Source organism: Marinitoga sp. 1137, assembly GCF_001941525.1.
Classification (GTDB): domain Bacteria; phylum Thermotogota; class Thermotogae; order Petrotogales; family Petrotogaceae; genus Marinitoga; species Marinitoga piezophila.
This window is the reverse complement of the sequence record NZ_CP009471.1, coordinates 970,159-984,020: the sequence shown is the minus strand read 5'-3', so window position 1 is coordinate 984,020 and position 13,862 is coordinate 970,159. Positions and strand designations below refer to the sequence as shown.

General features: G+C 24.0%; 15 protein-coding genes and 1 pseudogene. 3 read left to right on the top strand and 13 right to left on the bottom strand.

The genetic code is table 11. The features are described 5' to 3' along the window. Window positions 1–24: 24 nt before the first annotated feature. From LN42_RS04925 to LN42_RS10940, 7 genes are all read right to left on the bottom strand, one after another. Window positions 25–657, bottom strand: a complete 633-nt coding sequence (locus LN42_RS04925) for an ABC transporter permease (protein ID WP_014296408.1) — start codon at window positions 655–657, stop codon at window positions 25–27. Beyond that, window positions 641–1,552 (bottom strand): ABC transporter ATP-binding protein, encoded by a 912-nt coding sequence (locus LN42_RS04920; protein ID WP_014296407.1) that lies wholly within the window; start codon window positions 1,550–1,552, stop codon window positions 641–643. Before LN42_RS04920 ends, LN42_RS04925 begins: the two co-directional genes overlap by 17 nt. 15 nt (window positions 1,553–1,567) lie before the next feature. Beyond that, on the bottom strand, window positions 1,568–1,738 hold the full coding sequence (locus tag LN42_RS10950; RefSeq protein WP_014296406.1) for a hypothetical protein: 171 nt from the start codon (window positions 1,736–1,738) through the stop codon (window positions 1,568–1,570). Continuing rightward, the gene (locus tag LN42_RS04915; protein WP_014296405.1) at window positions 1,739–2,965 is read right to left on the bottom strand and encodes a 4Fe-4S cluster-binding domain-containing protein; all 1,227 of its coding nucleotides are present in this window, start codon (window positions 2,963–2,965) and stop codon (window positions 1,739–1,741) included. Beyond that, window positions 2,962–4,353: a radical SAM protein gene (locus LN42_RS04910; protein WP_014296404.1), complete on the bottom strand. Its 1,392-nt coding sequence runs from the start codon at window positions 4,351–4,353 to the stop codon at window positions 2,962–2,964. The genes LN42_RS04915 and LN42_RS04910 overlap by 4 nt, the downstream gene beginning before the upstream one ends. A gap of 101 nt (window positions 4,354–4,454) precedes the next feature. Further along, the gene (locus LN42_RS10945; protein ID WP_014296403.1) at window positions 4,455–4,610 is read right to left on the bottom strand and encodes a hypothetical protein; all 156 of its coding nucleotides are present in this window, start codon (window positions 4,608–4,610) and stop codon (window positions 4,455–4,457) included. A gap of 17 nt (window positions 4,611–4,627) precedes the next feature. Further along, a complete protein-coding gene (locus LN42_RS10940; protein ID WP_014296402.1) occupies window positions 4,628–4,783 on the bottom strand; it encodes a huazacin family RiPP peptide in 156 nt (51 codons plus the stop codon). Window positions 4,784–5,929: 1,146 nt separating this feature from the next. On the opposite strand from LN42_RS10940, the pseudogene LN42_RS11220 reads away from it, so the two are divergent. Then, window positions 5,930–6,376, top strand: a pseudogene (locus tag LN42_RS11220) (hypothetical protein); the annotation flags it as partial. 41 nt (window positions 6,377–6,417) lie between these two features. Here LN42_RS11220 and LN42_RS04900 read toward each other — a convergent pair. The 6 genes from LN42_RS04900 to LN42_RS11160 all read right to left on the bottom strand — a co-directional run bounded on the left by LN42_RS04900 (window position 6,418) and on the right by LN42_RS11160 (window position 11,927). Then, complete coding sequence (locus LN42_RS04900) at window positions 6,418–7,941, bottom strand: AAA-like domain-containing protein (RefSeq protein WP_075780434.1); 1,524 nt, start codon at window positions 7,939–7,941, stop codon at window positions 6,418–6,420. A gap of 95 nt (window positions 7,942–8,036) precedes the next feature. After that, the gene (locus tag LN42_RS04895) at window positions 8,037–9,614 is read right to left on the bottom strand and encodes an ABC transporter ATP-binding protein (RefSeq protein ID WP_014296400.1); all 1,578 of its coding nucleotides are present in this window, start codon (window positions 9,612–9,614) and stop codon (window positions 8,037–8,039) included. After that, a complete protein-coding gene (locus tag LN42_RS04890; RefSeq protein ID WP_014296399.1) occupies window positions 9,614–10,408 on the bottom strand; it encodes a hypothetical protein in 795 nt (264 codons plus the stop codon). Before LN42_RS04890 ends, LN42_RS04895 begins: the two co-directional genes overlap by 1 nt. Then, the gene (locus LN42_RS04885; protein WP_014296398.1) at window positions 10,398–11,531 is read right to left on the bottom strand and encodes a radical SAM protein; all 1,134 of its coding nucleotides are present in this window, start codon (window positions 11,529–11,531) and stop codon (window positions 10,398–10,400) included. The genes LN42_RS04890 and LN42_RS04885 overlap by 11 nt, the downstream gene beginning before the upstream one ends. Before the next feature lie 47 nt (window positions 11,532–11,578). After that, entirely contained in the window at window positions 11,579–11,701 is a 123-nt protein-coding gene (locus LN42_RS11165) for a hypothetical protein (protein WP_255370591.1), read from the bottom strand. A gap of 94 nt (window positions 11,702–11,795) precedes the next feature. Continuing rightward, window positions 11,796–11,927 (bottom strand): hypothetical protein, encoded by a 132-nt coding sequence (locus LN42_RS11160; protein ID WP_014296396.1) that lies wholly within the window; start codon window positions 11,925–11,927, stop codon window positions 11,796–11,798. Window positions 11,928–12,221: 294 nt separating this feature from the next. Between LN42_RS11160 and LN42_RS04880 the strand changes: the two genes are divergently transcribed. After that, entirely contained in the window at window positions 12,222–13,139 is a 918-nt protein-coding gene (locus tag LN42_RS04880; protein WP_041638496.1) for a hypothetical protein, read from the top strand. A gap of 308 nt (window positions 13,140–13,447) precedes the next feature. Beyond that, entirely contained in the window at window positions 13,448–13,816 is a 369-nt protein-coding gene (locus LN42_RS04875) for a hypothetical protein (protein WP_232223921.1), read from the top strand. Window positions 13,817–13,862: the final 46 nt, after the last annotated feature.

Sequence of the window (13,862 nt, the reverse complement as noted above, 5' to 3'; positions counted from 1 at the left end):
TCCTCCTGATTATCAAATTCATTTCTAAATTTTTTCTTTGTTAAGAATAAGTGGTGTTAAGTATATTATTCCTATTATTAGTAATATTCCCAATAGTATGTAATACCATTCAGACATTATAAGTACTTCTTTTATTTTTTCGCCTTTAAAAGCAAAAAAATAAATTAATAAAAATAGTACTATTCTTATTATAAATGGATTATCCAGAATCATAAGACTAATTCCCATAATGGCACTTATTACTGTCATTCCTACAGGTATTGTAAGAATTAATGTAATTAAATCAGAAACTGTTGGATATATCCCTGCAGCAAATGGATTTATTATCATCCCTATTGCTATAAGTAAAATTTCTATACCTATTGTAAATATAAATAAAGCTATGATTTTACCTGCAAACACCTCTTTTATATCAAGTGGGGAAGATAATAAATATAAAAGATTCTTATTCTTTTTTTCCTCATTAAAAGCTATCCATCCAAATATATATGGAATAAAAAAAGAAACTAATACACATACAGTAAAATATGGATTGTATATATGTTTTTTTCCTGAATGTATTGTTACTGCCCATATTATCATTGCTATAAAAAATAAATTTCTTTCTTTCTTTTTACGAAAAAATGTTTTTAATTCTTTTTCAATTATAGCCCACATTTTCTTCATCCTCCCTGACAATTGAGATATACATGTCTTCAAGTGTTGTTTTTTCGTCTTCTATTCTTTTTACATCAATTCCTTCTTTTCTGAATATTTCCAATATTTTATCAAGCTTTTCTTCTGGTATAATTGTTGTTTTTTCATCAGATAGATTTATGTTGTTTTCTCTTATTATTCTTTCAGGTATTTTTTGACTAACTATAATTTTTACTTTATCTTCTATTTTTAATGCTTTTTTCATTTCTTTTAATGTTCCATCAACTATTACTTTCCCTTTCCTGAGAAATATTATTCTCGTACAGATCCTTTCTATATCAAATAAATCATGTGATGTTATTATCAATGATTTATCAGTTCCTTTAAAACCTTTCAAAAAATCCACTATATCTCTCCTGGCTTCAGGATCAAGGTTTGATGTGGGTTCATCCATTATTACTAATTCAGGATCATGCGATAATGAATTTAATATTGCAACCTTTTGCCTCATTCCTGCCGAAAGATTTTTTATCAATGTTTTTTTCTTTTCTGTTAATTTCCATCTATCAATTAAATTCCAAATTTCATTATTGTTCTTCTTATATACTTTTTGCCAGAATTTTATGTTCTCTTCTATTGTTAAATCATCATATAATCCCGGTGTATCAAGCACCATACCTATTTTATTCCTTTCTAATTTTTTTATGTTTTTTATGTTTTTTCCAAAGATTTCTATTTCGCCTTCTGTCGGTTTTAATAATCCAAGTATTAATTTTATTAATGTGGTTTTCCCGGCGCCATTGGGACCTATTATACCTATTATTTCTCCTCTTTTTACTGAAAAATGTATGTCTTTTAATGCCTCTGTCCCGCTATAATATCTCTTCTTTACTCCTTTGAATTTTATTATTTCCATATATATCCTCTCCTCTTATTTTAGTATTATCCAGAATAATGTTAATATAATTATAATAACTATAAAATGTTTCAACTGACTTTTTAAATAATATTTCAGTGTCCCTTCTTCATATTCCATTTTTATTCTGAAAATATAATATATTATCACAGCAGTAATAATGATAAGAAATACACTTAACTCCATTTAATCACCTTCTTTACATAATATTTTTCCATTTAATTTTTTAGTTATTTTTGTTTCTATTGCTCTACATTCAAAACAACCAAATCTATATATACATTCTTTACATTTATCTATTTTTCCAAGATGTAATTCCCAATATTTATCTATTTTGTTTTCTAAAAATATTTCTTTAAGAATATTTTCATTTTCTGTAATATCTCCAATTATTTCATTTTCCATTGATGGGCAGGGCAATATTTTTCCTTCTGCATTCAAGGTTATGGTTCCATTCAAACACGGATGATAATAATAATTATTCCAGAAAATTTCGGGAGTTATTCTCATAAATGAATGATTCATAAAACTCTTATTATTTTCATCTAAAAGTTCTGAAATATATATTTTTGTTTTATACTTATTTATTATAATTTCCAGCGTATCTTTAATTTCAAATTCGGGTATTTCATCACTATCCTGTACAAAAGTTAATTCAAAATTTTTCGTATATTTTTTTATATAATTTAACGTTTCCATAAATGAAGAAATATTTTTTTCGTTTTCTTTATCAAAGATATCACTTGTAGAAAATATGATATAGAAATTTATTTTTTTGTATATTTCTTTTTCTAATTCTAATATTTTATTATCTCTAATATGCATCCAATGAAGTAAAATCCAGATTTCTGGTCTTTTTTCATTATTTAAACATATATCTAATAAGTCTTCTGTATTTATATAAGGAAGAGGATTCCCTCCATAAAATATTATGTTATGAACATTTAAATTTAACAATTTATTTAGAAATGTTTTATATATTTTTGAATCAATAGAATTTATATTTGAACTTTTGGTACATACAAAACACGGATAACTTTTCAAGGAAAAACAAAATTTGCAATTTAAATCACAATCTGATGGTATTTGGATATAGCATTTTTGAATTATAGGTGGTAATTTCTGCATACCTTGTGGAGGTAAAATCGTACCTTTACGATTTTTCTCTTCATATATAAAATTATCATAAAATTCTCCCATTGTTTCTTCTTTGATTTTTTCTATGACTTCATATGTATAGGATGATTTTACATTTTCAACTTTAGTGCCATTTTCTAGCTGTACTAAAACGTCAGTCCAAGTTTTCTCTAATTCTATCATATTTCCATCTTTTAAGTCGTAAATTAAACCTTTATTTTCTTTTCCGACAACTAAAATATAATCTTTGTTTAATTTAAAATATTTATTCTTCATATATACACCCCACATTGTTTATATTTTGAAAACTTTATTAAATCAAATATATTAACTCCTTCCTCCAGTAAATTCCAAATCTCTTCGAAAGATTTTTTTATTCCTTCTTTGACATTTTCACAAATATCCGGTGGATCTTTTTTAAATTCTCCATTTCCAGCTAATAGTGCAAAACAAAGAGGACATAATCTTGACACAGGACATATTAAACATTCTGATTTTAACTTTTTATTGTATTTTTTCACGATTTCTTCTATTTTTGAATAATCCAACCAGTTTTCAACATTGCCAATAGGGAAATCATAATTAATTTTTTCACAGCAATGTAAATCTCCAGAAGGTGAAATTGCTATTTTTTCTCCTGGAACACATGTTCCTGTAAACGGAAGAAAAGAAGGTCTAATTTCATATAAATTTACATTTATATTTCTATTGAGTATCGCAAAATACGATAACCCAAATAATAAAGATAAAAATTTATCATTTTCATTTTTTTTAATTTTATGGAAGTATAAATTTTTGAGTTTTCTCATTTGAGAAAAGAATTTTTCTTTTTTTTCTTTTGAGTATTGGTTATACCAATTAGTATAAGAACTTCCTATCATATTAAGTCTGATAAGTCTTTCTGATAAATTACTATTGTCAAAAAAATCCTTCATTTTAAATAAATCTGTTCCATAATCATAACAGGCAATTATAGAACAATATTTTTTATAATAGAAAGGATACTTTTCTTTTATTTTTAATAAATTATTATACACAATTTCAAATGTTCCATTTTGATTTGAAAATACTCGTAATCTATCATGTTCTTCTTTAAAACCATTAAGACTAAAAGCAAGAGAAACTTCATTTTCAGCAAGAAACTTTATTATTTCATCGTTTAATATAGTTCCATTTGTTGTGATAGTAAAATGACATTTGTATTTTTTATTTTTTATATACATTATTGTTTTTTTTATCAAATCAAAATTAATTAAAGGTTCTCCACCATAAAAACCAATAGCTGGAATAAAATATGGGTTTATTTTTTGTGTATTCGAAATATCAGAAAAATATTTATCAATAGCTTTTTTAGCAATATTATAATCCATATATACATTATTATGTGTCCTCATGTTAGAATATTCTCCAGAATATGCACAATATTTACATCTAAGATTACAATCTTCAGTAACAATAAAAAATAATTCTTTACTTCCTTTGTTTTTGATATAATTTTTAATGTTTTTAACATTAATTTTTTTATTATCATAAAAATACTTTTTTCGATAATTACTTTGTAATTTTTTAATATCATTTTTTGACTTTACAAATATAACATTTCCTGTAATATCATCATAAAAATATTCATTTCCTTTTTTTGTTTTAAAAAAAAATCCTTTCATTATTTCACCTCTCGTGTATATTGTTTTCATATTATATGAATAATCAAATTGTTTTTTAAAAAGCCCCCAGGCAATATAAAATATTATTAAAATTTAGTATCTTAATCCATAGCAGCAATATTCCCAGAAATTCCCGCAGCTGCATCCATTACAGGAATTATTGGGGAATCAGTTTGGCATCCTATGCTGCAAATTACTCCACATCCTATAATACATAATAACCCTTCATCTTTGTTATTATCATTAATTATTTTCATAGAAATCAACTCCTCTTTTATAATGATGTTTGTTCTGCTTTAGCATATGTTGCTACACCCATCGCATCTAAAAGCGGTGTAAGAGTATCCAAAGTGCAAATAACAATACATGTACCAGAACAAACAACGAAACATTTTAAACTTTCATTTTTTTCATCATTAACTATTTTCATTATATCTCCTCCAATAAATTATTATTTAGCCCGGGGGATAAATAAAAAGATATACATAATTTATTAGATATGTAATATCAATTCATTCGATTTACTATTAACCTCAAACCTTTTCACTTAAAAATCTCAATTTGGATACGAAGATTGGTTAAATCTATTTTATATTCATCATATTTCCAGCAAAAACAATGTTAGCTGACATTAGTAGTAAAATAACAAATAAGGTTATTATTTTTTTGTTTCCTTACATGATTTTTTCTTATTTTTCTTTCCATTTTTTCTATTTTCTTCTTCTTTTTTCGGTTTTACTTCCTGTAATATTTTTATTTAATCTTTACTTTATTTTCTCTCTATTTTTGAAGAGATTAATAAAAATTATAGTGTCAATTATATAAATGTTTTGTTTACAGGATTTTCACAACATCTTATAAGTATTTTTCAATGTTTATTGATTTTATAATTTTTATAAAATCTGGCACGAGAAAAATTCAGCCGGCTGAGAAATGAAAATTTTTTGATTATAGAACTTGCTCAGTTATATTTAAATAATATTTCTAACTATCCACAAGTGTAATTCAAAATTATTTTTGAAATTTATTTAGGTATTATGTGATTTATTTAATAATACTAGAGATAATATTGTGAATTTTATAACTTAATAATTCAAGATAAAACCCAATAAATGGATAATTTTTATATTATATTATTGTATAATTAAAAGATATTATTTTCACTTATTTAATTCACAATAATTTTAGCAAAAAAAAAAAAAGATGTCAATATAAAATGTAAAATTCGAGTAAAATTACAATTAATTTTTATTTTGATAAATTCGATAAATTTACATAATTATTATATCATCTGATATATTTTTATTGTTATTTTTTTGTTTAATTCAAAGGACAATAATCATTAATTTATTTTATGATTTTTATAAAAAATGACCTGATTATTAGAAAATAAATTTTTTTCCGGGGTTCATTTCAAATTCCATTCTTTCACCTTATTTTTTTATTTTATCCTTTCTAACACGACTTGCAAGTGTTTTTTTAAAAATAAAATTCGCTATTTATCAATATTTTAGAAGGTTTATTTTATGCAAATAAAGTTATTTCGACAACAACAATGTTAAGAGAATTAGCAAGGGAGGATAAGATTATTAAATTCTTCTCTGCTAATTATGAGAAGATGTATTTTTTTTAATGTTATGATAAGTGATTTTGATTTGAAGAAAGCTGAAAGAAGATTATTGAATTCTGAAGATGTTGAAGATTCGGAATATAATATTTCACCATTTTATTTAGCAAGAAAAAACTCATCACTGAGCTTTTTAAGAAAACAAAGAACTTTAAGGAGTTTGTTTTTAATTATTTTAAGCTCAGTGATGAGGAAATGAGAATATTTGATGTGTTTTTAAGAAATTGCGTTCGATACGATATTAAATGGCCCATTACTCCTTATCCAAAAGGTAAGGTTCGTGATTTTGCAATTAAATATGGTCTCGGTCAAAAATGTGTTGCTCTTGGTTATTACTCTTTTGAAGATGATGAAAGAGTTTTGATTGATGATATTATTGAAAGGTTTTTAAAATAACCCTTTCAGAAATCTGGAAGAACTATTTTAATAGAATTATCTTAATTCACTTTCGATGGACTTTCAAAGTTCGTTTTTATAAACCATACATTGATTTTTACTCCTTCTATTTCTTCTATTTCATGTTTGAAATCCTCTATTGCTTCTGAATATATCACAAGCCAGCCTTCTTTTAAGCCACTTCTTTTTAAATATTCTACTAATTGTTTTTTTGCCAGTTGAAATTTTCTCGGACCAGGATTCCTTTTTATTTCTATTAAATATTTTTCTTCTTTATATCTTACCAATAAGTCTATTCTTCCTCCTCCTACTTCTACCTCCGTTAATACTTCTCCTCCCAATTCTTCCATATATGTGCTCAAGAATATATCAAGATTATATTGATATACTCCTTCATATAGTTTCTTTCCTTTGAACATTACCGCTCCTCTTTTGTTTATGTATTCTATGTATTTTTTCATTAATTCGTTTATTTTTAATTTTCCTTCTTTTGTAAAGTATTTTGATAGATTTTCATATATGTTTATTATGTAATCTTTTTCTCCGTTTATTTTTGGCTTAAAATGATTATATAATTTTTTGTAGTATAACGGTACTTTTACACAACATTTCCCTTCACAATCATCTATTACTCCATGTAAATACAGAAATTTTATTCTTTCATCACTTATATCAAATTCAACGCTTTCTGGTTCAAATAGTATCTGCATTACTATTTCTTTTTCTTCGTGTGCTTTTGATATTATATTTTCCATATTTTTGTCTATGTATTTTTTTATATAGTCATATAATGTTTTTTCAAAATGCTTTTCTGTTATTATCTTTTTTCCTTTTGCTTTTTTTGCTACTAAATCATATGCAAGACCATTGGTTAGTCCAGGTTGCCCTGCTGCGTTATGCCATATTAATTCTTTTACTTTTTCATCGAATAATTGTCCTGTTTCTTTTTCGTGTTGTGAGAGTAAGTCATATACCTGTTCTTTTGTAAAGTATGGTACTTCCATATGTTCTGCTATATTAAATGGACTTGCGTTGTCTTCTAATATCCCGCTTAAATAGCTTACACTGATTAATACTACACTTCGGAGTTTATATATTTCCTTTTTATGATATACACTTCTTATTACATGTAAAAATTCATTTATTATCTCCTCATTTAATCTTTCAAATTCATCTATCATTAAAATTATCTCTCTTCCAAATTTTTTATATAATTCTTTTAGTAATATTCTTATATTATCTATATTTTTGGGGATTTGTAATTCTATTTTTTCATTATATCTATATTCAATATCATCAACTATATCCATCACTAATGTTTCAAGAAAATCTTCTTTATCTTTTTCTCCATAACTTTCAAATGAAATAAATATCGTTAGGTATTTATCTTTTATCTTTTCTACAATATCCCTCAACAACGTGGTTTTCCCACTCTGTCTTGGTGCAGATACTGTAAAGTATCTCCAGTTTTCTATATGATTAAGCGCTTCTTCCATTATATCCGGTCTTTCCACATAATAGCATGTTTTCTTATCAACTGGTCCTGATGTACAAAACATCCTCATCACTTCCACCTCCTACCCTTCAATTATACCATATCAAAAAAAATGAGGCTTTCGCCTCATTTGATTATTTTATGAAATTATTATTCTATAAAATTTTACAACTCTATTATTTTATCAAAAAAATTCGCTATACTTTTTCTGTGCGTTATCATTAATATTGTCATATCAGGATATGCTTTTATTATTTCCTGAAGTATTTCTTTTTCCATTTCTTCATCAACGGAAGAGAGAGTTTCGTCTAAAAGTAATATTTCTGGTTTTCTTAACAAAACCTGGGCAAGATTTATCCTTGTTTTTTCCCCACCTGATATCTTATCCTTATTTATTATTCCATTTTTTTCTTTTTCCAATTTTTCTAATTTCAATATTTTCAAAATCTTCTTATATTCATCTTCAGAAATATTATTCAATTCCATTAAAATATTTTCTTTTAACGTTCCATTAAATACATATCCTTCTTGATGAACAAGTTTTACCTTTTTTCTCAAATCCTCTATATCAATGTTTTTAATATCTTTATTTCCTATTTTTATCGTTCCATTATAATCTTTTAATATTCCAATTATTGCATTAAACATTGTGCTTTTCCCTCTTCCACTTTCACCAAGAATTAAAATCTTTTCTCCTTTATTTACTTTTATATCAGGGATTTTTACCTTTTTATTTCCATAATTATATTCAAAGTTATGAATTTCTAAATTTCCCTTATTTAACTTATTTTCACCGAGTTTTTCATCTTCCAAACTCAAATGTTCTTCAATTGTTTTTATATATGGCTTTACGCCATAGAAATCGAGAAATTTTTTGTATATTTTCTTGTATGAATTAAAGAATAATGGAGAGAAAATATATATTACAATTAATTCACCCTGAGTAAGCTTAAACGAAGACATATGTGTATTTCCATAATATATTATAATTAATGGTGATAATGCGGTTACTATTAATATTATATTTTCCCATAATGTAGTCAAAACATTGGTGCTTATTGCTGCGTTATTCATATCTTCATGATTCTTTTTAAATATATTTAAAAAATAATCGTCGTTATTATTGGTCTTTATTATTTTAGCCATTGATAATATATCCATTGCATTTCCCATCATCGCTCTATATGAATCAAGCATCTTCTGTTCGTATTTTCTTATTTTCTTTCCTGTATAATAACTTATCAAAATTAAAAAAGGAATAAATAATGAAAGTATTATACCACCGACAATACTTGCTTTATAGATTATATATGTATATACAAATGCTTCTACAATGTCAGCTGGTAAAAAAATTAATGATGTATAAAATATACCAACTCTATTAGGCGGTGTATAAATTTCTCCCCATATTTTTCCTGTTGGATTATTTACAAAATAATTATAATCGGTTTTCAAAACTTTCTTAAATATTTCCTTTCTTATTGCAAGCATTCCGTTATATAGAAATTTGACTGATTCATAGTTCTGTATCAAATTCAGGAAAAATAATCCTATATATAATCCCATAAGGAGAAAAATACTTTCTTTTATTATTGAAATATTGTTATTCACAAATCCTTCATCAAAGAAGATTTTTGTGTATTTTGAAACATACAGTGATACAAAAACCATCAACATTGTAATTACTGTTAGAATAATTATATTCCACTTGTTGTTTTTTACAAAAATTTTAAATCCTTTCATTATATCACCTTTTCCATTGGAGGTAAATATACTTTTTCTGAAATGAATTCTAAAAATGGAGCTTTATTCATAGTTTTATATTTGTATAAAAAATCCTCTTCAAAATTTGTATAAATTCCTTGATTTATATAATTATTTAATTTCTCACCTTTTAATTTAATAATACGATTTTTAAATCGATTAATTTCTTCTAGACAACGCTTTTTATTTTCTTCATTGTATTCAAATACAAACTCATATATTATTTTATCATTTGCTATATTATAATCAAAAAATATTCCAGAAAAATTCTCTTTAAATTCATTTAAATTATATATATTAGCCAAAAGATTATATATTCCATTATATATATCTCCTTGAAAAAATAACACACTAATAAATTTTTCAGAATAGTAATTTTGTTCTTTGATTTCAAACTTATTTATTGTAAATAAATTCTTTAATTCCTGGTATTGATCAAAAACATTATCTTTATAATAATAAGCTAGTTTTATATTGTTTTTTATTGCATAATATTTTACAATAAAATTTTCAAATGGAAAATTGGAAATAATCCTTTCTCTTTTCATTAAATACATATTTTTTATTTCATCTGGCACATCATTGTCAAACATTCTCTTTATTTCAAGAGGTATTTTATAAAAACATTCCATGTGTGAAATTTCTCTATATATATTTTCTGAAATATATATAGAATTATTTTTATATATAAACTCGATATTTTTTTTAGCTAAATAATTAATAATAGCTAAATCCAGAGATTGATTACCGCTATATAGTAATTTATAATTCATTTTTTATCCCTACTTTCTCAAATGATTCATAGATAATTTTTTTTATACAAATATTATTTTTATTATTTTTTTGTCCTTTTCTATATTTATATCTAGCATAAAAACACTGATTTTTATTATGGTAGTATATCCTATTGGCACAAAGATAATAATACTTACATTTATCACAACCTTTTTTTACTAATTCATTCATACTAATATTCAATATTTCTTTTTCAGAAAAATAGTCAAAATCATTATTTTTTGAAAAATAATCTCTTGTAAATGACTCTATTTCTTCAATTTGATTAAAATTATAGATATTAATCTTTTTAAAATCCTGTTTATCATCGGTTTCTGAAAAAAAATGACATGGTGTAATGTTACCTTCCGAAGAAATTGCTATAGCCATATTCTCTTTATCATAGCATGAATCTCTTGAAGCATATACAATTTTTTTTCCTGATTTCAAATGTTTTAAAAATTCATATTCACTCTTTATAATCCAAAAATTTATATTATTTTCTTTTTCACTAATTATATCTTCAACTATTATCTCTATTTCTTTTTTTAATATATCAAGATTAATTATAGAGAAATCAATATTCATATCAACATTCACTTCAACATCTAATCCTAATTTTTTAAAGTAAAAATAATCTCTTGATAAATATATGTAATTATTGATATCAAGAGTTTTTGCTATTTTAAGATTATTTTTATTAACTTTATTTAATAAATTTTTTAAATTTTTTTCTACAATCTCAAAAGTTGGATTATCAAATTTATCCTTTCTATTAATATCATGGGATTCTTTAATCCCATCTAAGCTTATCAAAAGGCTAAATTCATATTTGTTCAAAAAATTTATCATTTCACTATTTAATATTGTTAAATTAGTTGTTAATGAATACTTCTTAACACTATCTTTAGTATTAGAAACTATCTTTTTAATATTATCAAAATTTATTAAAGGTTCTCCCCCAAAAAATTGTACTACATCAGGTTTACTCAAATTTATCATTTCAATAACCCTTTGTGCAGTATATTTATTTAAATTTATACGTGTTTTATTAAAAGACTGATAACAATATCTACAATTTAAATTACAATTTTCAGTAATAGATATCCAAAAAATCTTCATACTATGTCCTCCTAAATGAAATGGGGAATATTTCATTCCCCATTTTTTTATCTGTTACATTGTGCAGTGAATGTTCCATGTTCTTCTATCATTATATAACATGCATCTGGAGTTATAATGACAACTTCCTTTGCTTCATTTTTGTTTTCATCAAAATACATTAAATTCACCTCTTTTTTTCATTTTTTATCAGCCGGCTGAAAAAATTTAAATTTTTGATATAATATCTACGTAGATATAAAATATAAAATAGATTTTAGTTGATTACTCAGAAAATTCAGTTTGAATTTGAGGATTGATTGAATCAGTAGAGTAAACATCATCATTATTTTCATCACTAAAAATACTTATAGAAAACAAAAATATTATTAATATTAATAATATAATTTTTTTCATCTGTTTCACCTCCACAATTTTCATTTTAGCAATAAAATTTTGTGATTTTATTAAGTAAATCCTGAAACCAAAATCCGTTGTTTATCAATATTTGAGATACTGCAAAAATCTTATTTTTAATTAATTTGTTTTTATTTACAAATGTGTAATATTTCTTGTATTGGGCTTATATTAATAATTTAAGTAATTTTATTTTGAATTTTTTACTTTCTATTTTTCTTTGATTTTTAGTTCCTACTTATTTTGAATTTTTATGAAACATTTATATTAAAATTTTTATACGTGGTGATTAAAATGAATGGAATTTCTTTAAAAAAAATTATTAATGTTGTTGAATTTGGTAGCTATTCTATTCCTATTCTTAATTATGTTAAAAAAAATATAGATAAAAATAGTATTTTAAACTTGTATATTAATTTGTTAAAAGCTAAATGGAAAAAGAAATACAATCTTGCTCTTGAATATGCAAATATTATTATTTCAACAACAACAACAACTCTAAAGGAGCTTGCAAGATTTGAAAAGATAAAAATTCTTATTATTCTGGACAAAAAGGATTGTGCAAAAAAAGAGTATTTTCATTTGAAAAAAATTTTTTCTCTTATTTCGGATTATGCCAGAAAGATTATCCTTCCTAGCTTAAAACATTTGAGTTCTATTTATAATGACAATTTAGAAGATATCAATATCTCCAGTAATAAATATAATGAAAGTTATGTTCAAATGTCTTTACTAAAATATTTCAAAGCAAGAAAGTTTTTAAATGAAAAGAAATATAATGAAACATATAAGAAAACTATTGAAGGATATATTTTAGCAAAAAAATTTCCTCATCCAACTATGATCTGTGCAGGTTTAAATAATGCTGCATGGTGGATGAGAAAAAAGGATAAAAATAAAAGTGTATATGCCGCTAATTTACTTGAATATTATCTTGGTTATTATTTTGAAGATTTACCAAAAATGTACAATCAATTTGATACTATTTTTGAGGTTTATTTTATGAATAATGATTCCAGAATTTTTGAAATTTCTGAGATCGTTTCTAAACTACATAATAAATATCTTGATTTTAATATTGATAATAAATTTAACAATTTTCTTTTTAATGATAATATAAAAAATTACGAATTAACAAAAAAATTAAATAATTTTATAGCAAAAAAATCCAAAAAGAAAATTATCATCCATCAAAAAAATCTTCCGAATTAAAAAAAATTATTAATGATTATAATCTTTCATTTAATTCTGATTATCCTTTTGCCATAAATAATGAAATTTATAAGATTCATATTAAAAATACTTTCAATAGTAATATTGAAAAATTCAAAAATATTGCAAAAAATAATATTCCTATATTATTTTTTTCCACATATACATCGTTAATTGAAAAACTGTTTTTTTCAAAAAATTATTTATTAAAGCTGATATTTAGCAAAGACAGAGATAAAATTATAACTTTTTTTTCAAGAGATTATAAGAAGATGTATTTTTTTAATGTTATGATGAGTGATTTTGATTTGAAGAAAGCTGAAAGAAGATTATTGAATTCTGAAGATGTTGAAGATGCGGAATATAATATTTCACCATTTTATTTAGCAAGAAAAAAACTCATCACTGAGCTTTTTAAGAAAACAAAGAACTTTAAGGAGTTTGTTTTTAATTATTTTAAGCTCAGTGATGAGGAAATGAGAATATTTGATGGTTTTTTAAGAAATTGTGTTCGATACGATATTAAATGGCCCATTACTCCTTATCCAAAAGGAAAGGTTAGGGATTTTGCTCTTAAATATGGTTTAGGCTATAAGCGTGTTGCTTTAGGATATTACTCTTTTGAAGATGATGAAAGAGTTTTGATTGATGATATTATTGAGGGATTTTTAAAATAGTTCTTCCAGAATTTCTGGAAGAACTATTTTAATTTATTTTCTATAA